Genomic DNA, 23,551 nt, shown 5'->3' with positions numbered 1-23,551 from the left:
CCGGAGGCGTTTCCCACACCAGATCATTCGCGTCACCAGACGCCCCGGGGTAGGGGGTCGTTCCTGGTACAGAGTGCACACCGAACGCACCTGAAGGTGCATGGAACTTAGGCGATTTCAAGGATTTGCGCGGAAAGAAGGGTGTGGGCCGCTGTGGGACGGACAATCAGGCATCCGGAGATGCGGGAGTTTCCGCCATTTCAGCGTGTTACGGGAGAACACACCCGAAGGTGCCAGCCCGACTTTGTTGCCCGCCCGATGGGAATAGGCTATAAGCGGCAACGGTTTCTGAGACCCCACCAGCCTCCCTGCTAGGAGGCCTGGTTTTGACGACCCCCAACAAGCACTGCACGGTCCGCCTCGACCGGCGCAAATATGATCGCCTCGTCGAGATCGCTTCCGAGCGCGGCTGCACCCCGTCCGACCTCTTGCGCACGGCCGTGGACGCCTTCCTGGCGTCCGCCGGGCTGCTGACCTTCAGCCAGCGTCGGATCGCCCGGATCAGCGAGTTCCAGCAGCTCGCGCTCGACATCATCATCCGCGAGCAATTCCCTGAATATCGCGACCGCATTCTCGCGGAGACCGACCGGCGCCTGGAGCAATATCATGGCGCGTAAGGACATCCGCACGAGCGGCGAAGCGATCCCGCTGACCCATCATAGCGCGCGCGGCAATGTCCAGCGCAACGCCGGCAATTTTACCCGCGGCAGCCAGCTCATCACACATGAGATGATGATGTGGTTTTCGGGCGCGAAGCTGCCCTTCATCCTGTGGTTCTTCGCCTTCGCGGCCGCCTGGTTCATCATCATGTCGATCCAACTCGATGAGCATGGCTTCCAGCTTGTCGTGATGAAGCTCTACGCCACCCTGTGGAATTGGATCGATCTTAATCCGAACAAGCGCGTCAACGTCACGCTGCCGACCGGCGAAATCATGCGAACGGTGATGCAGGCGGTCCCCTATATTCCCGAGGTCATCAAGGCCTGGGCGATCGCGATGCGCGGCCTGCTCGGCGCGTTCCTCGTCTCCGTCTTCATCACCATCCCGGTGGCCATCTGGTTCGTGGACCTCTCCCATCGGCGCGGGCGTTCGATCCTTCAGGAACGGCATGAGCGCGGAGCGATGCTCGTCGACCGGGATATCCTCCACGCCGAGATCAGTCAGCACAATCTGGAGAAGTTCGAAGAGGAGGCGAAGGTCAGCTTTCCCAGCCTGTCGCCCGGCCAGGTCCTCCGCCTTCCTTTCCGGACGCGAAAAGAGGGCGGTATCCACCATCCCTATACGCTCGCCGGCATCCCCTTTCCGCACCGCACCGAGCAGTCGCATGTCATGCTGATCGGCACGACCGGATCGGGCAAGACGACCGAACTGCGCAGCCTTGTAACCCAGATGCGCGAGCGCCAGGACACTGCCGTTATCTTCGACCTGACCGGCGCCTATGTCGAAGCCTTCTACAATCCGGCATGCGACACGATCCTGAACCCGATGGACGTGCGCTGCCCGGCCTGGTCGATCTTCAATGACTGCCGCTCGCATAGCGAGTTCACGGCCGCGGCGGCCGCGCTCATCCCCTCCGATGGCGGATCCTCCGAACCCTTCTGGGCGCTCGCCGCGCGCACCCTCTTCATCGAGATGTGCATCCGTCTCCAGGAACGCGGACAAACCAGCAATCTCGCGCTCTCCGAGAACCTGATGACGGCGGATCTGAAGCGTGTGCACCGCTTCCTTGCGAACACCATCGCGGACCCGCTGACCGCGCCGGAAGCCGCGCGCATGGCGGAATCCATCCGCGCCGTCTTCAACACCAATGCACAGGCGCTCCGCTTCCTGCCAGACGAGGGTGCACCCTTTTCGATCCGCGACTGGATCACCGACGAGAAGAAGCCTGGATCGATCCTGTTCGTCACCTCGAACTATGTCGATCTGCCGATGAACCGGGCGCTGCTGACCCTCTGGATGGACCTTGCCATCAACCGCCTCATGACGCTCCCCCGCACGCGCTCCCTGCGCACCTGGTTCATGTTCGATGAGCTCGGCGCCCTCCACAAATTGCCGGCGATCGAGAATGGTCTTCAGACCGCGCGTGCCTTCGGCGGCGCGATGATCCTCGGTATCCACAGCTTCGAGAAACTCGTCGAGGTCTATGGCGAGCAAGGCGCCCGCAATCTCGCCTCGCTTGCCCGCACGAAGCTCATCCTTGCGACAGCCGATCTGGACACCGCCGAGCAGTGTGCGCGCTATATCGGCAATCGCGAGGTCCGCCAGATGGATGAAGCTTATAGCTATGGCTATAACAACACGCGCGATGCTTCGACCTTGACCCCGCGCAAGCAGGTCGAGCCGCTCGTCATTGCTGACGACATCACCAATCTGCCATCGATGCACGGGTTCGCGAAGTTCCCCGATGGCTTCCCCGCCGCGCGCATTCTTCTCGAATGGAAAGACTATCCGCAGATCGCCCAGGGCTTCATGCCCAGGTCCGATGTTCAGCCCGTCCGGTCGAGGCGCGGAGAAGAGGCGTTCGAGGAGGACGGGGCAGGGGAGGCCGGCGGGCGTGATGGTGCTGGCCAGATAGTGGAGGAGGTTGCCGAGACCGGCAATCTCGCCAAGGACATGGCGGCCCGGATTCTCTCGGCAGAGGCGGAGAGCGAAGACGCGGCGGCCGGGCACGCGGCGCAGCGGCTCGAGGATCGGGGCGATCAAATGAGTCCCGCAGTCCATGCCGCCGACAAAGCGCAGGCGATACGCGGTGCCGGGGAGGAACAGTCGGTCGTGACCCGCGACAGGGAGGAGCGGGACGAGCGACCGGGCGAGGGGGCTCGCGCACCCCAGGTTGAGGACCAGACACTGGTTGAATTGCGCCAGGCCTTCCATCCCGGCCGCGACGATGACGGCATGGATATGGGCATCTAACCCATGCTGTCGGTCGCCGCCGTCCGCTCCGCATCAGGCGCCGCGAACTATTTCGCGAAGGACGACTATTATACGGTCGAAGGTTCGTCAGAGATCAGCGCGTGGGCTGGGGAGGGGGCGGATAGTCTTGGTCTGGCTGGCGAGGTGGCAAAGGATGCCTTCGAAGGCATACTGAACGGGATCCTGCCGGACGGGGAAGCGGTCGCTCAGGTCGAAAATCGCCGCGCCGGCTTCGACCTCACCTTCTCGATGCCAAAATCGGCATCGGTCATGGCCTATGTGGCCGGCGACAAGCGCATCCTTGGTGCGAACATGGCGGCAGTCCAGAAGACGATGGCCTGGGTCGAAAAGAACCTCGCTGAAGGGCGCAAGGATGTCGAGGGACGCAAGGTGCCAGTCCAGACTGGTAACCTTGTCTATGCCCTATTCCAGCACGACACGAGCCGGGCCCTCGATCCGCAGGGACATATCCACGCCGTCATTGCCAATCTGACCCGCATGGCCGACGGCAAATGGCAGGCGCTTCATGGCGACAAGCTGTGGAGCCACAACAGCATAATCGGTTCTGTCTATCATGCCTATCTGCGCGCCGGGCTCGAGCAGCTTGGCTACGGGGTCGACCTCAAAGGCAAGCACGGCACCTTCGAGATATCGGGTGTACCCAAAACGGTCATCGGCGAGTTCAGCCAGCGGCGGGAGGAAATCCTCGATCGCGCTACCCAGCTTGGCGTCAAGTCGCCCGAAGGCCTGCGCGAGATCACAAAACGGTCGCGTGATCCCAAGCTGGATGTGGAAGATCGGGAAGCTCTGAAGCAAAGCTGGATCGACCGCGCGGCGGTGTTCGGGTTCGACGGCAAAGGGCTGGTCGCCTCGGCCGAGGCCCGCGCCGGGATCGCGCAGCCTGACAGCGCGCTCGAACGCGGCTATCGCGCGATCGTCGAGGCTATTGACGGTGCCCGTAACCGGGTAGGTGCGTTGCTCCGTCCGCACGATCCGCTGGTCGACAATGCGCTCGCGCGCGCGGTTAAGTCACCGGCGGAAGCGCGTACGCAACTCGCTGTCGCCTCGGCGGTGCGCATATTGTCCGAACGCGAGGCGGCTTGGCCCGTCCACAAGCTCGGCAAGACCGCGCTCGACCTTGGTCTGAAGGGCGTCACCGTCGAAAGCATCGAGCGGCGGATCGACCGGCTGGTTCAGAACCGCCAGCTCATTCCCGGGGTCGCGACCGCCGCGGATCGGACCGGGCGCATGGCGACCACGCAGGAAGCCTTGCGAACCGAGGAGCGGATCCTCGCTTCAGTCGAGGAAGGGAAGGGCACTGCCAATCCGATCATCGCCGCCGACACCGCACCGGTGCGGCTGCAGGAGGCTTCCGATCGTCCCCTCAATCCGGGCCAGCTCGCAGCCGCGACGCTGATCCTGTCATCAGCCGATCGCACCGTCTCTGTTCAGGGCGTCGCGGGTGCCGGCAAGTCGACCATGCTGCAGGCTGTCGCGCGGGTCGCGGAAGCGGAAGGCCGGACGATCACCGGTCTCGCTTTCCAGAACAAGATGGTCGCGGATCTGGTCGAAGGAGCGGGTATCAAGGCGCAGACGATTGCCTCCTTCGTGCTCGCCCATGAGCGCTTTATCGCCGAGCGCTCGACGCCTCGGTACGAGACGGCGCGGGATAATTTCGCAGGCACCATGCTGGTGGTCGACGAGACCTCGATGGTCTCGAGCAATGACATGCTCAAGCTCCACCGGATCAGCGCGGCGCTGGGCGTGGACAAGCTTGTGCTGGTCGGCGACCGCCAGCAGCTCTCCTCGATCGACGCAGGCAAGGCTTTTGCCATGATCCAGGCGGGGGGCGGCACCCTGACGAGGATGGACGAGAATATCCGTCAACGGACCGACCAGCTGCGCACGGTTGCCGCGCTCGCCAATGTCGGAAAGGCGAGTGCGGCCATGAAGGTCCTCGGCGACCGGGTCATCGAGAGTGCCGAGCCTGCCGTCTCTGCCGCCGACATGTGGCTCGCGCTGTCGCAACCGGAGCGCGACGCGACCGCCGTCTTTGCGTCGGGCCGCGACGCGCGCGCGGTGATCAATCAGCGCATTCAGGACGGGCTGGTCGCTGAGGGCAGCGTGAAGGGGGAGCACATCCAGCTCACCGTCTACGAACGGGTCAATACGACGCGCGAAGAGCTGCGCTACGCCTCGACCTACCGGGCTGGCCAGACGCTCGAGGTCGGCCGGGGCGGCGCCCAGGATGTCGGCATTCGGGGTGGACGCTACGATGTCCTGAAGGTGCATGCGAACGGAAAGGTCGAACTTGCGGACGGCCGCCGCAAAATCCGTTTCGACCCGCAGAGGCTGTCGCCGACCGAGCAGCGCGACCGGCTTCAGCTTTCCGAGAAGAAGGATCTGCACCTGCGCGAAGGCGATCGCATCCGCTGGACCGCCAACGACAAGGAGCGCGGATTGCTCAATGCGGCGCTCGCGCGCGTGATCGGCATCGATGCCGCCAGCGTCACGGTCGAGACGGCCGACCGTAGTCGCCTCACGCTTGATCTGGGCGATCCGATGCTCTCTCGGCTCGACCTCGCCTACAGCCTCAACATGCACATGGCGCAGGGGATCACCACCGACAAGGCGATCACCGTCATGTCGTCGCACGAGCGCAACCTCTCGAACCAGCGCCTCTTCAATGTCGGTGTCACCCGCGTCCGCGACGAACTCACGATGGTCGTCGATGACCGGGAGAAACTCGAGCGTCAGCTCGACATGAACCCCGGCAACAAGACTTCCGCGCTTGAGACGCTCGGCCGGCTCGACATCGATGGGAAAAAGGGGCCGGGTCCTCGCGAGAAGTTTGATCCGGGACCGATCGATGGGGTCGATCTCTCCGACCTCCCGCCACTTCCAGGCGATCTGCCGCCGCTGCCCGATGGCGCGGCGCCGTCGGTGAAGGATCCGCAACAGCCCCTCGACCCGAAACCCGATCGCGGCGACGTGCTGCCGCCGCTCCCCGAGCGAAGCCTCGGCCTCGATTTATAGTGTTTGGCTGCCGGCATGGTGCCCGCGGCAAGAGAAGGAGACGAATGATGGGATGGGAATTCGAACAAGCTGGCAAGTTCGGCAGCGAGAGAGCGGCTGACGACTATGTGCGACGCAACAATCTCGACCCCCGGGACGTGCAGATCACCCGCAAGGGCGAGGAGGTGGAACTCAATATCCGACGGTCCGCTCTCGATCGCCGAGGCTTGCGCGATAGCCATGAGGGCAGGCGGGACGGCTGGAACTGAGGGGTTTGCCACGGACGCTTTTCAACTTCTGCCGTCGCTGTTGCCGGTGGTCGACCTTGCTTTCGGCTTCCTACTGATCTCGATACCGGCTTATCCGCTGCCGAATGCAGTCAGTGGATGGCGAGCGCCCAGATCAGCTGCGTTCCCAGCGTCACGAACAGAAGCGCCAGCCCGATCCCGACGCGCAGCTGAGATTGCGTGGGGCGGTGCTTGTGGGCGTCAGTCGCGGGGAGAATGTACATGATAACTGCGTCCTTCCTCGTCGACGCAGTTTCGACCAGTGCTGGATGTGGACCTATTGGGAATAATACGAAGGAAAGGGCGGAGGGCGGGCTGTATCCTCCGCCCATCGATGCTCAGGCCAGGAGCTCCGTTCCGATCTGATGCGCTGCCCGGCCGGTCTCTTCGAAGCTCGAGATGTTGTGGATTGTGGTCTCGGCGATGGCCGTCATCGCTTCGCGCGTGAAAAAGCCCTGATGGCCTGTGATGAGGACATTCGGGAATGTCAGGAGGCGCGCGAAAACATCATCCTGCAGCATGGTTTCCGACAGGTCTCGGAAGAAGAGATCTCCTTCTTCTTCATAGACATCGAGGCCCAGCGCCCCGATCCTTCCCGATTTCAGTCCGGCGATGACGGCGCGGGTATCCACGACGGCTCCCCGGCTCGTATTGATCAGCATCGCACCCTCGCGGATCAGTTTGAGCGAATTTGCATCGATCAGATGATGCGTTTGCGGCGTGAGCGGACAATGGATGGTTACGATGTCGGATCGTTCCATCAGCTCGGGGAACGGCACGTAGGTCACGCCCCGTTGCTCGAGGATTTCATCCGGGACTGGGTCGAAGGCCAAGAGCGTGCATCCGAACCCTTGAAGGATATGGGCCACGACCGCGCCAATGCGGCCAGTTCCCACGATCCCGACCGTTCGGTTGCCGAGATTGAACCCAAGCAGGCCATCCAACGCGAAGTTCCCCTCCCGGACCCGGACATAGGCCCGGTGCAGCTTGCGGTTGAGCGACAGGATGAGCGCGACGGTATGTTCGGCGATTGCTGCGGGGGAATAGGCCGGCACGCGCGCGACGGCGATCTCCAGCGCCTCAGCCGCTTCGAGATCGACATGATTGAAACCGGCGCATCGCAAGGCAATCAGTCTCGTCCCTTGACCGTGAAGCGCGGCGAGCACGCCTCGATCGAGGCGGTCGTTGACGAAGGCGCAGATTGCATCCGATCCCGCCGCCAGCGCCATGGTCTGCTCCGAGAGGCTGGCGTCGAAATAGCGCAAGGCGTGCGAATTTCCGTCCGCCGCGTTGGCCAGATCGAGAAACTCCCGATCATAGCTACGGGTGCTAAAAACGGCGACGTCCATCTTCCAACTTCTCCTGGCCGCAGTGCGCGTGGCCTACGTATGATCCCGAACAGACAGTTATGTCGTTCCGGGGCAAGCATCACCACACTTTGTCATAATCCGTCAGCAGGATCACCCTCTGGGGCGAATCTGGCGGGCGGATCAGGAAGGACATCACAATGCAGGGATTCATCGGCGACATCGAAAATCTGACCGAGGACAATGAGGACTTTCGCCGGGTTCTCTACACGGGCCGAAATCTGCAACTCGTGCTCATGGCGCTAAAGCCCGGCGAGGAAATCGGGCTCGAAACACACGATGATCGTGACCAGTTCTTTCGGGTTGAGAAGGGTAGCGGCGAGGTTCTCATCGATGGCGTCTGCACGGCCATCAAGGGCGATGATGGCATCATCGTTCCCGCTGGGGCTCAGCACAACATCGTCAACACCGGCGACAAGCTGCTGCAACTCTACACCATCTATGGACCGCCGGAGCACATCGACGGTACGATCCATCGCACGAAAGCCGATGCCGAGGCAGCGCAGGAGCATTTCGACGGCCGGACGACGGAATAAACGGACCCGTTGGGCCCGACTCAGACGATCAACGATCTTCTCCGACCAGGATCGTACGTACTTTGCCAGCGACAACCTCGCGTGCGCCGTCCGCTCGCACCTTGTGCCAGTCAACGCCGCCAATGTCATAGTGCGCCTGCGCTTCGGCCACGGCGGCATCGGCGTCCGAGGCATCGTTCGCGCGCGCTGTGATCCGTTGCTTCAATAGATCAGGCGAAGCCTCGAGCCAGATACCCTCGAATGGAACGCCCTGGCGCCGTGCGACCTGACTGATCGCATCGCGTTCCTCGGGCCTTGCAAAGACCGCGTCCGCTATCGCGGCTTGCCCCGCTTGCAGGGTGTGGCTGGCCAATCGTTCCAACTCACCATAAACTGCCGCACTCGCTATCGAGGTGTATGAGGCTCTGGGAAGCGGGGTTTCCGGCGGCACGCCCGCCAACCGCTTGCGCAAGACGTCCGACCTTAGAATTCTGGCGCCGGGAGCCCGCCCCAGGCAAGGAGCCACCAGCTTGGCGATGGTCGACTTTCCGGTTCCGGAAAGCCCTCCGATCGCCACGAGGCGCGGCGACACGGGGGCGAGCAGATCATCGGCGAGCGCGAGATAATGCAGAGCCTTGGCCGCGAGGTCCAAATCCGGCGACGCTACGGCTTGTGCTGCCAATGCATGAGCCCGGATGGTCGCGCGGATGGAAAGAAACAAGGGCATGAGCGCTATGCCCGGCTCATCTTGCGGAGAAACGTCCAGGTAGCGGTTCAGCAGAAGATTCGCCTGAGCTTGAAACCCGCGCGCCCAAAGGTCCATCAGGAGAAAGGCGAGGTCATACAGCACATCGGTCGTCGCAAGCGTCGGATCGAACTCGAGGCAATCGAACAAGACGGGCTCATCGTCGATCACCGCGATGTTCGCGAGATGCAGGTCGCCATGTGCGTGCCTGACGCGTCCCTGTCGGGCACGGGCATCCAGCAGTTCGGCATGGCACTTGGCCTGTTCCCTTTGTCGCTCCACCAAACTGCTTGCGGTCGCAGCCGGCAATATCTCGCCAAAGCGCGCCATGCTCGCCCGATTTCCCGAGATTACTGCCGCGATATGATCGCGCCCTGACTGCGCGCGGTATTGCTCAGCATCGTTATGAAATGCTTTGATCTGATCGGCGAGCTTTGTGACCAGCCGATCATCCAACTCGCCGCGGGCGGCAACTTCCTCGAGCAGGGCCCCGTCAGCAAAGCGTACCATTTCGAGGAGCCAGTCGACGGTGTCTCCCTGCCCGTTCAGGTTCAGCTTGCCAGTGCCATCCCGGGAAATGGGGCGAACCGCAAGATAGAGCGATGGCGCCGTCCTGCGGTTGAGCGTCAGTTCTGTGTCCAGCGCGGCATGACGTTTGTCCGGACTCGAAAAGTCGAGATAGTCGTAATGGACGGCTCGCTTGAGCTTCCAGGCGCGATTGCCGGCCAGGAATATGTGCGCCGCATGTGTATCGATCCGGCGCGCGGTTTCGCCAGGCGCGAGGGCGCCCGGCGTCTCCAGGAAGGTGACGACATCGGCCTGCTGTTCGGTCTCGCCGATCGGTCCTGCCGACGCCGTCATCTGCGGTCTATGCCTTGCCGATCTCGATCTTGCGACTGCGTGCAGGCACGTTCTCGTCCTTGGCCAGGGTCACGGTCAGGACACCATCCTTGAACTGGGCGGTGATCCCGTTCTGATCGACATCACTCGGCAGTGAGACCTGCCGGTGGAATGAACCATAGCGGCGCTCGCTGTACAGGTAACCCTTGTCCTTGCGTTCGCTCTCCTCCTTCTTCTCGCCAGAGATATCGAGCACGCCGTCGGCGATGCTGACCGCGATATCCTGCTCGCTGAGGCCAGGCAGCTCGGCGGTTAAGCGATAGGCCTTGTCGTCATCCACCAGTTCGACGGCTGGAACGGGCGCTGCCGGCGATCGATTGCCGAAGCTGAAAATGCTCGATGCGGGTCGGCCGAAATCCTCGAACAGCCGGTCTATCTCGCCACGTAGCCAATCCATCGGACGGTCCCGAGGCTGGCTGACAGGAGTTCCTTTTGACCCGGAAATTGGAACCTGATTAGTCATTGCGCATCTCCTTCGAACGGGAACCCGAAGGCCAGCGATCGGCAGAAACAAGTTTGCCGTAGAACGACACGAACCGTTGCTCCATCAACCGGCTCTCGAGTGTAGCGAAAATAATATCCTTGGCCACGGCGCCTCTATTCGGAAATCTACGGAGGCCGCGCATGGTAACGCCACATGCCTGCTTGCTCATGCAACCCGCTACGTAACTTTCCCAATTCACGCGAGCCTGCCCTCAGTGACAAAGTCACAAGGATCGAAGGGCGCACGCTCAAGGGGCGCGCTCCGCGATCGCGGAGCGAGAGAATATCCATGACCTCAGCGATTATTCGGAATCGTCAGTTCGGCACGCCATGTGCTTGAGGACAGTGCTTCTCCCGAGAAGCATCGTATGCTCCTCGATACGACCTCGGGAACAGCGCGCCGCAGAGGTGCTTTGATGACCGCTCTGCCTGCCAGGGAAATCATTCCGATGGTTCGTCCGTTCGACCTCTACCAGCATCTCGAGGCGCTACAATTGCTTCTCGACGCTCAAACCGGCGACGGAGCGCAGGTTGTAATAAGGGACTCAGCGGCGAAGCCTCTCGTCAGGTTTGATGCGTCGGCCCTTGATGCAGCGCTTGTCGAGCTTGTCGCCAATGCGCGCACCGCCCTCGCAACCGGGGGGCGCATCATTGTGCGGGCCAAGCGCGCCGGACGCCGGTTATGGGTTACCGTTGCCGACACGGGAAAAGGGATGAGCCAGCAGGAACGCGCAGCCGTTCTGGATGGCACGCACGGTATTGGCCTCGACCGAGTTCGCCATTTCGCACAATCCTGTCACGCCAGGTTTCGGCTTCGTAGCGCAGCCGGTCGGGGTACGGTTGCCGTGCTCATGATACCGCTTGTCCTCAACATCGGCTTCACTCGTCAGGTGGGATTGCCAGCGCCCGCAGGAAGGCAAGTTCCGGTGCATGTGCGCCGTGGACGGCGTGGAAATGCGCAGCGTGGTCAGCCAACAAGGAGCAACGCCCGCATGGATACGCAACCTGGTGAACCCAAGCCCGACATTATCGAGCCTTCGGCCCCGCCCGAGACCCCCGTGCCTCCACAGCCTCGGGAAACGCCCATGCCGAATGTCCCTGAAATCATCCCAAGCCAGCCTGATTTCGTGCCGGGTGTGCGGCCGGAGGAATATCCTGCCAGCGCCTAATTCTATCTGAGCGAGAGAAGCGCCGCGATGCCGATGCCAGAGGCGAGCACCGAGGCGAACAAGGGGGCGGATGCTTTCCAGCCCTGTTGGCGCGGTCCGGCAATCCCGAGCGCCAAAAAGCCCTTGAATGCTGTGTTTGCGAGTACGGGGACCGCCAACACCAGGCCTGCCGTGCTCTCGTCGAGAATATCCTTGGGCATCCCCGCCAAGGTGAGGACCGCCGCGTCGACATCCCACATGCCGGTCAGACCCAACACGACGATGATGCCCTGGTCGCCGAACTGTTCGAGCGCCCAGCGGGCCGGGATGGCCATCACCGCCACCAGCCCCGCGAGCAACAGCGCCGGCCCAAAATCGAGCGGGTTGCCGAGCTTCACCTCGCCGGCGCTTGCCTCTGCATTGCGCGCGCGAAGCGCAAGCAATGTCGTCAATCCGCCGACAATGAACGCGGGGACCATGGCCAGAGCCAGCGAACGGGCTGCGTAGGGAATGAGGGTGATCGACAGCAACTGGACACGGACAAACATCACCAGCGATGCAAGCGCGATACCTGCTATAAGTGGCGCTTCCGGTCCGTCCTTCTGGCGCAATCGCTGTGCATAAGTCACGGTCACGGCCGTTGAGGACACAAGAGATCCACACAACGCGGTTATCATGATGCCCTTTCCAGACCCCAGCCGACGGGTCGCGACATAGCCGGCGAAGGAGAGGCCGAGGACCACGACCACCACCATCCAGATCTGGCGGGGGTTCCAGGCATCATAGGGACCGAGATTTCGGTCCGGGAGCAACGGCAGGATCACAAGCGCCACCAGTGCAAAGCGCGCGATCGAATCGACTTCCTGTGCCGTCATGCCTTTGAGGATGGCGTGGGCCTGCGCTCGCAGCGTGAGAAGCAGCGTCGTCACGGCTGCGACCGCCAGCGCCTCGCTGACCTGGCCCTTGGCGGCCATGTAACCCAGCGCGAAGGTGACGATGCCGACCAGGGTATTGGTCACCGAAAGGCTCCCCTCGCGTGCGAGGGCGCTGCGATAGCCGAGGACCAGGCTCGACAGCGCAGCGAGCGCAATGGCGGCGGCCAGAAGATCCGGGACGTGCCCGGCGAGCCCGCCAGTGAGGCCAAGCAGACCAAATGTCCTGAGTCCGCTCACACGGCTTCCGTCGTTCGCATCCCGCTGCCGCCAGCCCCGCTCGATGCCGATCAGGATCCCGATTGCAAGAGAAGCCGCCAGGGTGCGCAGCAATTCCGTGTCAGGCATGTTCACAGACCTGCTGTGTCAGGCACAGGTTGACCGAATGACGCATGGCGCGGCGCACGGACTGGCATGCCTCCGCATCCAACCCTTCCCAAACTTGCCGAATGAACCAATGCGGCGCCACAGGGTATCCTTGTCTATTGATCGCTCGGATTCGTCGACGATCCACGCAAGGGGTCTAGCTACCAGCGGTGGCCAAGGGAATCCGCATTTGTTCCAATTGTCGGTGGAGGACCTGAATTCAGCACCTCAGCAGAGCTGACGACGACCCATCGCAACTCCCCCGACCCTGGACCTCGTAACTTTCGATGGCTCAATTTGGGCTCGATTGATAGAAAAAGGGACGAAAAAAGGGGGGAGATCAGCGCGGTGCGGTTCCTTTCACCAAGGCAAGGAGATGAAGCAATCCCGGACATCAGCCGGTCATCGGAGCGGAAGGGCGCCTTTTCGCGGGCATTGGCCGCTGCAACGCTGCTCGCCAACCGCCCTATCCGCACCCAGCTCATAACGGCGGCTCTCGCAGGTCTCGCGATCGTCATCATCGCTTTCGTGACCCGCGAGCAGCTCGCCGAGCACGTTGATGAGCGCGTTCACTATTTTGTGACTCTGGGCGTTGCGGGTATGGTGCTCGTGGCGCTCCGACCTCACCTGTTCGTGATCTCGAGCGTCACGCTGATAACCCTTGCGTCGCTAGTCGTCATCGACGGCTGGCCCACCACAGCCAGCCAGCAGATGGCTGTCGTGATTTTTCTCTTCGTGATGTTCCTCCTGTGGCGCAATCACCACCGTACCGTCACGGTCACGCGCGAACTCGCCGACAGCGCGGTTATCCTCGCCGAAGAGCTGAACCTCCTGATCGACGGCGCGCAGGACTACGCCATCTACATGCTCGATCCGGACGGGAACGTTACGATCTGGAACGAGGGTGCCCAGCGACTGAAGGGCTGGACCGCCGCGGAAATGATCGGCAAACCGGCGGACCTCTTCTATCCCGATGACGCCGTGGCCGCCGGCAAGCCGGCAGCGATCCGTGCAGAGGCGGTTACGCGCGGCAAGATAGAGATGGACGACTGGCGCGTCCGCAAGGACGGCAGCGAATTTCTCGCTCACATTGCGATTACGGCGTTGAAGAACCCGGACGGAACGGTCCGCGGCTTTGCCATCGTCGTCCGCGACATTAGCGACCAGCGCGCTGCCGAAAGCGCCCTGCGCAACAGCGAGTCGCATCTTCGCTCCATCCTGTCGACTGTTCCCGATGCGATGATCGTCATCGACGAACGGGGAAAAATGTTGTCCTTCAGCGCTGCGGCCGAGCGTCTCTTCGGTTACACACAGACCGAAGTCCTGGGAGCCAATGTCAGCATGCTCATGCCCTCGCCTTATCGCGAGCGCCATGACGGCTATCTCGAGCGCTACCTCACGACGGGTGAACGCCGGATCATCGGCATCGGCCGGGTGGTCTTCGCGATGCGCAAGGACGGGACCACATTCCCGATGGAACTGTCGGTGGGCGAGGCAACCGGCGACGGCGAACGCGTCTTCACCGGCTTCATCCGCGACCTGACGGACCGTCACCGGACGCAGGAGCGGCTTGAGGAGCTTCAATCTGAGCTTATCCACGTCGCCCGGGTCAGCGCGATGGGAACCATGGCGTCGACCCTTGCTCACGAACTCAACCAGCCGATCACAGCGGTTGCGAACTATGTTGAAGCCGTGCGCGATTTGCTGGCCGAGCCGGATCCCGACGAACTGCCCGAAATCATCGAGGCGCTGGAGGATGCCGCCGCAGAAGCCATGCGGGCCGGCAACATTGTTCGTCGCCTGCGGGATTTCGTTTCTCGCGGCGAGGTCGAAAAGACTGTCGAGAGCTTGCCGGACCTGATCAACGAGTCCGCGGCTTTCGGGTTGATGGGCGCCGGGGAGAAGTCGATCGGAACCCGGATCGATATTGATCACGACGCAGCGAGCGTGCTGGTCGACAAGATCCAGATCCAGCAAGTCCTGGTCAACCTCATCCGTAACGCGGTGGACGCGATGAGCACGGCGACCTGCCGTCTTCTCACGATCCGGACGGCGCCCGATCAGCCGGGATTTGTTCGCGTGACGGTGGCTGACACCGGGCCTGGCGTGGCGCCTGACGTCGCAGCCCAGCTCTTCAAGGCGTTCGTGAGCACGAAAGCGGAAGGCATGGGGCTTGGTCTTTCGATTTGTCGAACTATCGTCGAGGCCAATGGCGGCCGCATTTGGATGGAGCCAGCACAAGGGGGCGGTACACAGTTCCATTTTACTTTGATAAGGACGGAGGCGGAGAAGCTGGATGGATGAAAAGCGTGTTGTTCACATAGTCGATGACGAGGACTCGATCCGCCGCTCGACTGGTTTCATGCTGAAGAAATCGGGTTTTTCGGTGACGCCGTGGGTTTCCGGCGTGGAATTTCTCAAGAAACTCAAGCAAGCCGAGCAGGGTTGTATCCTGCTTGATGTCCGCATGCCCGAGATGGATGGCCTGGAAGTCCAGCAGGAATTGAACGCGCGTGGCATATCCATGCCCGTCATCGTTCTGACCGGTCATGGCGATGTCACGATCGCCGTTCAAGCGATGAAGGCCGGGGCGGTCGATTTCCTGGAAAAGCCGTTCGAGAAGGCAGTGCTGATCACGGCCATCGAAACCGCCTTTGAGCGCCTTGCCGATGCCGAAGGCAGGGCGGGCCGGGCGGCCGATGCGACTATCCTCATCGCGGGACTCTCTGCGCGCGAGCAGGACGTCCTCAAGGGCCTGGCCCAGGGCTTGCCGAACAAATCCATCGCTTTTGATCTCGGCATTTCGCCGCGCACGGTAGAAGTCCATCGCGCCAATTTGATGACCAAGCTCGGTGTTCGCAGCCTGTCGGAAGCCCTTCGCATCGCATTTTCCGCGGGCGTGACCGGCTAAGGGTTCGGACACTTACGTAGCGACCCGTCGCCGATTTCCTGACATTCCCAATCAATCAGCATGGTCGCTGGATTTGATGGTGTGTCATGACAAGTGAGAGAATTGCATCCCAGATGCAGGAACGTCCACGGCTCCTCCTGGTGGAGGATGATGCCGGGGTTCGCCGATCGTTACAGCTTCTGTTTCGTGCCCGGGGTTTCGATGTTCGGGCCTACGCAGCCGGGGCCGCGCTGCTTGCCGATCCGGCCGCCCGCGACGCCTGCTGCTTTATCGCGGACTACAGGCTGGAGGAAACCGATGGGATCGAGGTGCTCTGCCATCTGAGGGAAAGAGGTTGGTCCGGTCCAGCGGTGCTCATCACCGCCTTTCCATCGGCTGATCTCACCGAGCGAGCCCTCGCGCATGGTTTCAGCCAGGTCCTCGAGAAGCCCTTTCGCGAACATGTGCTCGGCGCGACCGTTGCTCGATTGACAGGTGCGGGCGAGGCAACCGCCCATTCCTGATCGCGCTTGCCTTTGTGCCAACAGACGGCTGGAGATGATGGTCTGATGCTTCGAGATTTCCCTCATTTGCTGAGCCTCAGCCCGCGCGGACTTGGTCGCAGGGCGCCCAATGAATGATGGCTTTGCCCGCGCAGAAGGCGCCGTGGCTGACGCGTGTCCCACGCATCTCATAGGCATTGGTCCGGACGAGGAGTTTGCCATCGCCAAGCAGTTGACGAGCGGTCCGGTCACCTGGCTTGGCAGTGTTGAAAATTTCGAGACATTTCTGGGCCGACCACCGCTTACCTCTCCCTACGTCGTTCTTCTTGATGGTCTCCCATTGCCGCAATTAATCGCCACACTCGATCAGAATGCCGATTTTATTAGGAAAAAGCCGATCATTCTGCAGATCGCCGCACCACCCGTCCGCCTGGTGGTGGAGATCATGCAGCGCGGGGTCCGCGACGTGATTCAAAAGCCCTATACGCTGGCGCGGTTGCGATCAGCCCTGGAGGAGCTTTGCGGCGTGCGTGGTCGCTGGCCTCCGTGATCTGACAGAATCTGTGACATTTCTGCGTGCCTGGATAGCCACGCACGCAATCAAGGCACAATCACCGTCAGAACCGTGACACGCCTGAATACATTGATATCCGCATAGGCCCATCAGGCAAAGGAAGACCAGATGACCGTAGCCGAGCAATCGCAGACGTCTTTCGATCTTATCGGTGGAGCAAGGATCGTTCGCCAGATTACCGATCACTTCTACGACCTGATGGAAGCTGACCCCGCCTACGCACAATTGCGCGACCTTCACGCTGAGGACCTCGCATCCATGCGCGTGTCTCTTGCCGGCTTCCTCAACGCCTGGTTAGGCGGCCCGCGCGATTGGTTCGTCGAACATCCGGGCGTCTGCATGATGTCCGCGCATGCACGTCTGCCCATCACTCGGGAAACGGCAGACCAGTGGGTGGATGCCATGCGCCGCGCGATCACGGCCTCGCCAGTAGAGCCCGGGATTGCCGGCAAGATGGCCGAAGCGCTCAGTGCCATGGCGCAGGGCATGGCTCGGAACCCGGGACAAGCGATGTGACCTGCTTCATCGATCATGAACGTGCGGTCGCGGACGCCGCCCATGACAGCCGCTACTGGAACTTGCGATGCGCTTGAAGATCCTGATTGCCGTCGTGGTTGTCAGCGGAGCAATCGCGACCGGACAGGCTAGGCCTGCAAAGGAAAGCAACCGAACCGAATTGGCGGTCCAGCGGCAGGGACTGGCGTTTGCCCAAAAGCATTGCTCGGCCTGTCATGCGATCGATACCGGTATCTCGCCCAAACCGGAGGCGCCATCGTTTGAGGCGATCATCAACACCCCCGGACTGACCGCCCGCACCTTGAACCCATGGCTCCGGAATTCACATAATTTCCCCGAGATCATGAACTTCGAAATCGCGCCGGAGCAGATCGATGCGCTTGCGGCTTACATGCTGACTCTCAAGAATGCCGATTACCGGCCTCCGATCCAGTAATCTCCGGTGGGATTTGCCGCTGGCAATAAGCTGGTCGGTCGGTGACCGCAGAGGGTCACGTCGATCGGCAGCGTAGCCAAATCTTACCACTCAACTTGGCTTCGGCTCGAACACTGAAGGACATAACCATGCTCACGCAACTGAACGGCGAGAAGGATATCATTGCCCTCTCGGTAGGCGAACGGATCGAAAAGGACGAAATGGAACTCGCCTTTCGGCTCCTGGACGAAGCGTTCGCGCGCGAAAGCAAGGTTCATATCTTCGTTGAAGTACTGGACCTTCAATCCATTGCGCCCGATGCGCTGTTTTACGATCTTCGCCATGTTCTTCATTATCTGGCGCGGCTCAAGCAGTTCGGCCGAATCGCTATCGTCACGGATCAGTCCTGGGTCCGCATTGCGTCACGCATCGAAAGCGCGCTACTGCCTTACGTGTCTTACGAGGTCTATCCGGTCGCCCAGCGTGACCGCGCGCTCGCCTGGGTGAAGGGTGAGTGCGATACCCCGCACCCTCAGGCCGTCCACCGCATTTCTGGCGACGACGACATCCAGGCGTTCGAGGTAGACGGTCGGATTACGGCGGATGAACTCGATGGCCTGTACGCCCATCTTTTCGAGGTCGCCCAGTCGGATTCGCCGCTGAAAATACTGGTCCGGATGAAGCGCTATGACGGCTTCGAACCGGCAATCCTGGCTGACCCGAAAACTATCGAACGCAAGTTCTCCCTGCTGCATCGCGTGTCGCGCTATGCGATCATCGGTGGATCGGATTGGCTGGCGACGCTGGTGAAGCTTTTCGATCCTCTGCTCAAGATGGAGTTGCGCCATTTCCCATTGGATGGCGAGGATGCGGCGCGGGCCTGGCTGTCCGAGGACGGTGACCGATAGACTTGGTCGCGAAGGTCAGGCCGGGAGGGTGACGATGCGGTGATGGGCGAACCGGTAACACCCGGATCACGATTCCGACCGCAGAACGGCCAGTGTATGATCGGCAATCATCCGTTCCTCGTCGGTCGGAATGACAAGGACTTTCACGCGGCTCTCCCCGCCGGAGATGCAAAGGGCATTGGCGGCATTCGCATCGTCATCGATCGACAGTCCCAGCCAGCCGAGCCGTTCGCAAATACGCCTGCGGATCTCCGCGTGGTTCTCGCCGATCCCGGCGGTGAAGACGATACCATCAACGCCGCCGAGCGATGCGGCGAGCGCGCCGAATTCGCGGACAGCCCGCCAGACGAAAAGCTCGACAGCCTCCTGGGCCTGCCTGTTCGGGTCTGCCGTCAGGACACGCATGTCACTGGATATGCCTGAAACACCAAGCAGGCCAGATTTCCGGTAGAGCAGGTCGTCGACCTCGTCCGCGCCCATGCCCAGTTGCGTCTGAAGGTGAAGCACGACGCCCGGATCGAGCGTCCCGCAACGCGTTCCCATCATCAACCCATCGAGGGTCGAGAACCCCATGGTCGTGTCGATGCTCTTCCCGTCCCGCATCGCGCACAGGCTCGCGCCGTTTCCGAGATGCGCCGCGATCACCCGCCCATCGGCAAGCGCCCTGTCGATGGTTCGCAACTGCCCGGCGATATATTCGTAGGACAGTCCATGAAATCCATAGCGGCGGATTCCCTGCTCATGCAGCGTGCGGGGGAGCGCGAGCCGCGCGGCGACCTCGGGCTTGTCGTGGTGAAACGCGGTATCGAAACAGGCGATCTGGGGAAGGTCTGGCGCCATGACTGCAATTGCGTGGATCGCGGCCAGATTGTGCGGCTGATGGAGCGGTGCGAGCGGGCAAAGCGCGTCGAGTTCGTCGAGAAGGCCCGCATCGACGCGCCGCGGCGTAGCGAAACGCATCCCGCCATGAACGACGCGGTGCCCGATCGCGATCACTTCCCGGCCTTCGAGGTGATCGATGGCCCAATCGAACAGATCCTTGAGGAGTTCCGCGTGCGTCAGGCCAGCGCCCTGTTTCCATGTGCGCTCGGCAAGGATACTGCCATCGACCCGGCGCGCGACCAGTGACGGTGCGATCCCGATCTTCTCGATCTTGCCGCCGGCCGAATGCTCCGGGTGGCCCGCGTCATCCAGGGTGAAGAACGCAAACTTGATGCTCGACGAGCCCGAATTGAGACTGACGACCGCCTTCATGCGGAAGCCTGTGGAAGCCCGGGCGCTGCTTTCGGGGCGGCGCGCGCGAGCAGCGCCGCAATCGCGCAGGACGCAAGGCGCGTCCGTTCGCTGTCCGCGCGGCTGGTGAGGATGATGGGCACCCGCGCGCCGAGAACGACACCGGCGGCGTCGGCGCCGCCGAGGAAGGTGAGCTGCTTGGCGAGCATATTGCCGGCTTCGAGATTGGGAACGACCAGAACTTCAGCCTTCCCGGCGACCGGCGAGACGATCCCTTTCTCCCGGGCCGCGGCCTCGCTGATCGCGTTGTCGAAGGCGAGGGGACCGTCGAGGATGCCGCCGCTGATCTGGCCCCGGTCGGCCATCTTGCAAAGAGCGGCCGCGTCGAGCGTCGAGGGCAGGTCGGGATTGACCGTCTCGACCGCGGAGAGGATGGCGACCTTGGGCGCGGCGATGCCGATGACATGCGCGAGGTCGATCGCGTTGCGAATGATGTCGGCTTTGTCCTTCAGGGTCGGCGTTATGTTGATGGCCGCATCGGTGATGATGAGCGGTGTCGGATGCCCCGGCACGTCCATCACATAGGCATGACTGATCCGCCGCTCGGTCCTGAGACCGGTTGCGGCTGACACAACCGCGCCCATGAGTTCGTCGGTATGCAGCGAGCCTTTCATCAGCAGCTTCGCATCGCCAGCCCGCACGAGTGCGACGGCCTTCGCGGCAGCATCATGGCTGTGATCGGCAGGCACAAGGCGGAAGCCGGAAATGTCTCTTCCCGCTTCCTCGGCAGCGGCGCGGATGCGTTTTTCCGGGCCGACGAGAATCGGCGCGATCAGGCGCGCTTCGGCGGCATCCACCGCCGCCGCGAGCGCCACCGCGCTGCACGGATGCGCGACCGCGGTGGCGATGGGCTCTCCGTCCTGCGTCTGTTCGATCAAACGCCGGTATCCGTCATGTGTCGCTACCCGCACGTCGGGGAGCGCCAGGCGCGGGCGACGCACTTTTTCGCATGGCGCGCGGACCTCGGCCTGCCCGGTGATGACGGTCTCACCCTTCTGGTTCACGCAGCGGCAGTCGAGGACGAGGACGCAGCCCTCGGGCTTCTTTTCCGTCACCGTGACGGATGCGGTGATCACGTCACCGATGCCCACCGGACGGATGAAGCGCAGCGATTGGCCGAGATAGATCGTCCCCGGCCCGGGCAACTCGGTCCCGAGCACCGCGGAGATGAGGCCGCCGCCCCACATGCCATGGGCGATGATCCGCTGAAAGAAATCCGTCTGCGCAAAATCGGCATCGAGATGCGCCGGGTTCACGTCGCCCGAGACAAGCGCGAACAGTTGGATATCCTTCTCCGACAAGGTTCGCGACACGCTCGCCGTGTCGCCGATCCGGATCTCTTCAAACGTCCGGTTCTCGATGAACGCGTCGTCGGTCATTCGCTTATTTCTCCAGGACATATAGGCCGGGCGCGTCGGCAAGGGGCGTGAAGCCCTTGTCGGGCGCGCCCATGGCCGGGGGCGCGCTCAGCGTTCCCGAGCGAGCCGTGAGCCAGGCGCCCCACTCGGTCCACCAGGACCCCGTCTTGTCCTCCGTTCGTTCCAGCCACGCCTCGGGATCATAGGATGGTCCGCACGCCTCACGCGTCATCACACGATAGGAGCGGCCCTTGTGACCCGGTTCGGAAACGATCCCGGCGTTATGCCCGCCGCTGGTGAGCACGAAAGTAATCTCCGCGCCGGTCAGCAGGTGAATCTTGTGAACCGAACGCCATGGAGCGACGTGGTCGCGCTCGGTGCCGACCACGAACATGGGTTTATCGATCGCCGACAGCGTGATCGTGCGGTCATCGACCTTGTATTTCCCTTCGGCCAGATCGTCGTTCAGGAACAGGCGGTTCAGATATTCGCTGTGCATGCGATAGGGCATGCGCGTTGCGTCGGCGTTCCAGGCCATAAGGTCGCTCATCGGTTCACGTTCACCCATGAGGTAAGTGCCGAGCACGCGCGACCAGACGAGATCGTTCGACCGCAAGATCTGAAACGCGCCACCCATCTGCGCGCCGTCGAGATAGCCGCGGCCCCACATCATGTTGTCGAGTATGTTGAGTTGGGCTTCGTCGATAAACAGGCCGAGTTCGCCCGGTTCGCTGAACTCGGTCTGGGCCGCCAGCAGGGTGACGCTGGCGAGCCGCTCGTCACCGTCTCGTGCCATTGCTGCCGCGGCGATCGACAGCAGCGTGCCACCAAGACAGTAGCCGGCGGCGTGCACCTTCTGACCGCCCGTGATCGTGTCGATCGCGTCCAGCGCGGCCATCGGCCCAAGCCGGCGATAGGCTTCGAGATCGAGGTCGCGATCCTGTTTTCCGGGATTACGCCAGGAGATCATGAAGACGGTGAAGCCCTGACCTGTCAGCCAGCGCACCAGCGAATTCTCGGGCGAGAGGTCGAGGATATAGTATTTCATGATCCAGGCGGGGATGACCAGGATCGGTTCGGGCCGCACTGTCTCCGTCGTGGGCTCATACTGGATGAGTTCGATGAGCGCGTTGCGATAGACGACTTTCCCTTTGGCGGTCGCGACTTTCTCGCCCACCGGGAAGTCCTCCGCGCCCACGGGCGGCTCGCCGCGCGCCAGGCGCTGCATGTCCTCCATGAGGTTGCGGAAGCCATCGACGACGCACCGCCCGCCGGTTTCGACGATCTTGCGCTGCAGGACCGGATTGGTGGCAAGGAAATTGGTTGGCGCGAAGACATCGAGGATTTGCCGGGCCGCGAACTCGGCGATGTCTTCGTGGTGCCTGCTCACCCCGCCGATCCCGGTGGTCGCGGCGTGCCACCACTGCTGGTTCAGCAAGAAAGCCTGGACAATCAGATTGAAGGGCGGCTCCTTCCATGCCGGATCGGTGAACCGGCGGTCCTGGGGCAGAGGTTCGATCGCGGGGGCGGCAGCAGGATCGCTGAGGCTTCGTCCGATATAATCGGACAAGCGCCAGCATTTTCTTGCGGCCTTGGCGCCCAGTTGCAATTGCTTGCCGGGGGCGCTGGCGAGGTGCAACATCCAGTCGGTTGCCGCGAGGACCATCGTCACCGGCGATAGCCCGTGCGTCAGCTGCGCGATGCCAACCGCAGCCGCACGATCGAGGGTCTGGCTGATGCCGTCGAGCGGGTCGGCGGCAACATGCTGTATGTCATTCATCATCAACCTGCCGCGCGTGGGTCATGCTTTAGCCTGTTGTGCACCTATCCGATCGGCAGCGGCCGACCGATACGTATACATCCCAATTCTTCGCATGGAACCAATCAGGGTAAAGAGACTGCGTTTCCGTGGGAGAGGGCCTGCATATGATCGCAACCGATGGTTGCGGCCCGATGACAGGCGCGTCTCGCGGATATCATGATGAAAAGGATCCAACGATGACATTCCCACTCGATCAGGTCGTGGCCATCGCCGGCGCCAACCGTCAACTCGCGCTGAGGTTCTTTGACATCGCCCGCACGACCGGGGCGCGGCAGGCCGCGATCGGGGCGCATGCGCTGGGCGCCTTCTTCGAGCCGGGAAAATTTTCTGAAGTTGCTCAGGAGGTGGAGCAGAACCGTTTGGCTCTCGCCACCGACACAAAGGCGGCGTTCGAAGAATGGCAGGAGACCGCCGGGGATCTCTTCTCGCCGGAAAGCGAGACGGCGCAGTTGTCCGTCGCCTTTGAGCCTCTGCGCGCCTTCTTCCTGTCGCCGCTCCAGGCCTTCGCCAATACTGCCGCCGGCGCTGCTGCTGTGCCGGCTGCGAACAATGTCGAGACCAATGCCTGAGCCGAAAGGGACACGAACCGTCATTTTCCGAG

Annotated in this window: 22 protein-coding genes; 14 read left to right on the top strand and 8 right to left on the bottom strand. The window is 62.2% G+C overall.

Features of this window, described 5'->3' with window-relative positions:
* Nucleotides 1–326: 326 nt before the first annotated feature.
* From SGR02S_RS00790 to SGR02S_RS00775, 4 genes are read left to right on the top strand one after another with little or no spacing between them, the layout of a single operon-like run.
* Nucleotides 327–617, top strand: coding sequence for a hypothetical protein (locus tag SGR02S_RS00790; RefSeq protein ID WP_067105111.1), 291 nt, complete (start codon nucleotides 327–329; stop codon nucleotides 615–617).
* Nucleotides 607–2,913 (top strand): type IV secretion system DNA-binding domain-containing protein, encoded by a 2,307-nt coding sequence (locus tag SGR02S_RS00785; protein WP_067105110.1) that lies wholly within the window; start codon nucleotides 607–609, stop codon nucleotides 2,911–2,913. Before SGR02S_RS00790 ends, SGR02S_RS00785 begins: the two co-directional genes overlap by 11 nt.
* Before the next feature lie 3 nt (nucleotides 2,914–2,916).
* Entirely contained in the window at nucleotides 2,917–5,949 is a 3,033-nt protein-coding gene (gene mobF / locus SGR02S_RS00780; RefSeq protein WP_067105109.1) for a MobF family relaxase, read from the top strand.
* A gap of 47 nt (nucleotides 5,950–5,996) precedes the next feature.
* On the top strand, nucleotides 5,997–6,197 hold the full coding sequence (locus SGR02S_RS00775; protein ID WP_067105133.1) for a hypothetical protein: 201 nt from the start codon (nucleotides 5,997–5,999) through the stop codon (nucleotides 6,195–6,197).
* A 110-nt stretch (nucleotides 6,198–6,307) separates the two neighbouring features.
* Here the strand turns inward: SGR02S_RS00775 and SGR02S_RS20475 are convergent, their stop codons facing one another.
* Entirely contained in the window at nucleotides 6,308–6,439 is a 132-nt protein-coding gene (locus SGR02S_RS20475) for a hypothetical protein (protein ID WP_255211350.1), read from the bottom strand.
* A gap of 114 nt (nucleotides 6,440–6,553) precedes the next feature.
* A complete protein-coding gene (locus tag SGR02S_RS00770) occupies nucleotides 6,554–7,564 on the bottom strand; it encodes a 2-hydroxyacid dehydrogenase (protein WP_067105108.1) in 1,011 nt (336 codons plus the stop codon).
* A 158-nt stretch (nucleotides 7,565–7,722) separates the two neighbouring features.
* Between SGR02S_RS00770 and SGR02S_RS00765 the strand changes: the two genes are divergently transcribed.
* A complete protein-coding gene (locus SGR02S_RS00765; RefSeq protein ID WP_067105107.1) occupies nucleotides 7,723–8,118 on the top strand; it encodes a cupin domain-containing protein in 396 nt (131 codons plus the stop codon).
* Nucleotides 8,119–8,146: 28 nt separating this feature from the next.
* On the opposite strand, the gene SGR02S_RS00760 is transcribed toward SGR02S_RS00765, so the two are convergent.
* Together SGR02S_RS00760 and SGR02S_RS00755 are read right to left on the bottom strand one after the other, a co-directional pair.
* Entirely contained in the window at nucleotides 8,147–9,703 is a 1,557-nt protein-coding gene (locus tag SGR02S_RS00760) for a bifunctional aminoglycoside phosphotransferase/ATP-binding protein (protein ID WP_067105106.1), read from the bottom strand.
* 7 nt (nucleotides 9,704–9,710) lie between these two features.
* A complete protein-coding gene (locus SGR02S_RS00755) occupies nucleotides 9,711–10,205 on the bottom strand; it encodes an Hsp20/alpha crystallin family protein (RefSeq protein WP_067105105.1) in 495 nt (164 codons plus the stop codon).
* Nucleotides 10,206–10,641: 436 nt separating this feature from the next.
* Between SGR02S_RS00755 and SGR02S_RS19380 the strand changes: the two genes are divergently transcribed.
* Complete coding sequence (locus SGR02S_RS19380; protein WP_169799602.1) at nucleotides 10,642–11,394, top strand: ATP-binding protein; 753 nt, start codon at nucleotides 10,642–10,644, stop codon at nucleotides 11,392–11,394.
* A 2-nt stretch (nucleotides 11,395–11,396) separates the two neighbouring features.
* On the opposite strand, the gene SGR02S_RS00745 is transcribed toward SGR02S_RS19380, so the two are convergent.
* Complete coding sequence (locus SGR02S_RS00745) at nucleotides 11,397–12,653, bottom strand: MgtC/SapB family protein (RefSeq protein WP_067105103.1); 1,257 nt, start codon at nucleotides 12,651–12,653, stop codon at nucleotides 11,397–11,399.
* A gap of 453 nt (nucleotides 12,654–13,106) precedes the next feature.
* Between SGR02S_RS00745 and SGR02S_RS00740 the strand changes: the two genes are divergently transcribed.
* The 7 genes from SGR02S_RS00740 (at nucleotide 13,107) to SGR02S_RS00710 (ending at nucleotide 18,477) form a co-directional block, all read left to right on the top strand.
* Nucleotides 13,107–14,975, top strand: a complete 1,869-nt coding sequence (locus SGR02S_RS00740; RefSeq protein ID WP_067105102.1) for a PAS domain-containing sensor histidine kinase — start codon at nucleotides 13,107–13,109, stop codon at nucleotides 14,973–14,975.
* Nucleotides 14,968–15,582: a response regulator transcription factor gene (locus tag SGR02S_RS00735; protein ID WP_065846096.1), complete on the top strand. Its 615-nt coding sequence runs from the start codon at nucleotides 14,968–14,970 to the stop codon at nucleotides 15,580–15,582. The genes SGR02S_RS00740 and SGR02S_RS00735 overlap by 8 nt, the downstream gene beginning before the upstream one ends.
* A gap of 86 nt (nucleotides 15,583–15,668) precedes the next feature.
* Complete coding sequence (locus SGR02S_RS00730; protein WP_067105101.1) at nucleotides 15,669–16,085, top strand: response regulator; 417 nt, start codon at nucleotides 15,669–15,671, stop codon at nucleotides 16,083–16,085.
* Between the two features lie 109 nt (nucleotides 16,086–16,194).
* Nucleotides 16,195–16,614, top strand: a complete 420-nt coding sequence (locus SGR02S_RS00725; protein WP_065846094.1) for a response regulator — start codon at nucleotides 16,195–16,197, stop codon at nucleotides 16,612–16,614.
* Nucleotides 16,615–16,746: 132 nt separating this feature from the next.
* On the top strand, nucleotides 16,747–17,154 hold the full coding sequence (locus tag SGR02S_RS00720) for a group II truncated hemoglobin (RefSeq protein WP_065846093.1): 408 nt from the start codon (nucleotides 16,747–16,749) through the stop codon (nucleotides 17,152–17,154).
* A gap of 67 nt (nucleotides 17,155–17,221) precedes the next feature.
* Complete coding sequence (locus SGR02S_RS00715; RefSeq protein ID WP_067105100.1) at nucleotides 17,222–17,590, top strand: c-type cytochrome; 369 nt, start codon at nucleotides 17,222–17,224, stop codon at nucleotides 17,588–17,590.
* A gap of 128 nt (nucleotides 17,591–17,718) precedes the next feature.
* On the top strand, nucleotides 17,719–18,477 hold the full coding sequence (locus SGR02S_RS00710) for a SpoIIAA family protein (protein WP_067105099.1): 759 nt from the start codon (nucleotides 17,719–17,721) through the stop codon (nucleotides 18,475–18,477).
* A gap of 66 nt (nucleotides 18,478–18,543) precedes the next feature.
* On the opposite strand, the gene SGR02S_RS00705 is transcribed toward SGR02S_RS00710, so the two are convergent.
* From SGR02S_RS00705 to SGR02S_RS00695, 3 genes are read right to left on the bottom strand one after another with little or no spacing between them, the layout of a single operon-like run.
* Nucleotides 18,544–19,731, bottom strand: coding sequence for an acetate/propionate family kinase (locus SGR02S_RS00705; RefSeq protein WP_067105098.1), 1,188 nt, complete (start codon nucleotides 19,729–19,731; stop codon nucleotides 18,544–18,546).
* Nucleotides 19,728–21,149, bottom strand: coding sequence for a bifunctional enoyl-CoA hydratase/phosphate acetyltransferase (locus SGR02S_RS00700; RefSeq protein WP_067105097.1), 1,422 nt, complete (start codon nucleotides 21,147–21,149; stop codon nucleotides 19,728–19,730). Before SGR02S_RS00700 ends, SGR02S_RS00705 begins: the two co-directional genes overlap by 4 nt.
* A 4-nt stretch (nucleotides 21,150–21,153) precedes the next feature.
* A complete protein-coding gene (locus tag SGR02S_RS00695; protein ID WP_067105096.1) occupies nucleotides 21,154–22,911 on the bottom strand; it encodes a PHA/PHB synthase family protein in 1,758 nt (585 codons plus the stop codon).
* A 215-nt stretch (nucleotides 22,912–23,126) separates the two neighbouring features.
* On the opposite strand from SGR02S_RS00695, the gene SGR02S_RS00690 reads away from it, so the two are divergent.
* Nucleotides 23,127–23,519, top strand: coding sequence for a hypothetical protein (locus SGR02S_RS00690; RefSeq protein ID WP_139181308.1), 393 nt, complete (start codon nucleotides 23,127–23,129; stop codon nucleotides 23,517–23,519).
* The last annotated feature ends 32 nt before the right edge of the window (nucleotides 23,520–23,551 follow it).

The organism is Sphingopyxis granuli NBRC 100800 (genome assembly GCF_001591045.1).
Classification (GTDB): Bacteria; Pseudomonadota; Alphaproteobacteria; order Sphingomonadales; family Sphingomonadaceae; genus Sphingopyxis; species Sphingopyxis granuli.
This window is presented reverse-complemented; position numbering and strand designations above follow the sequence as displayed.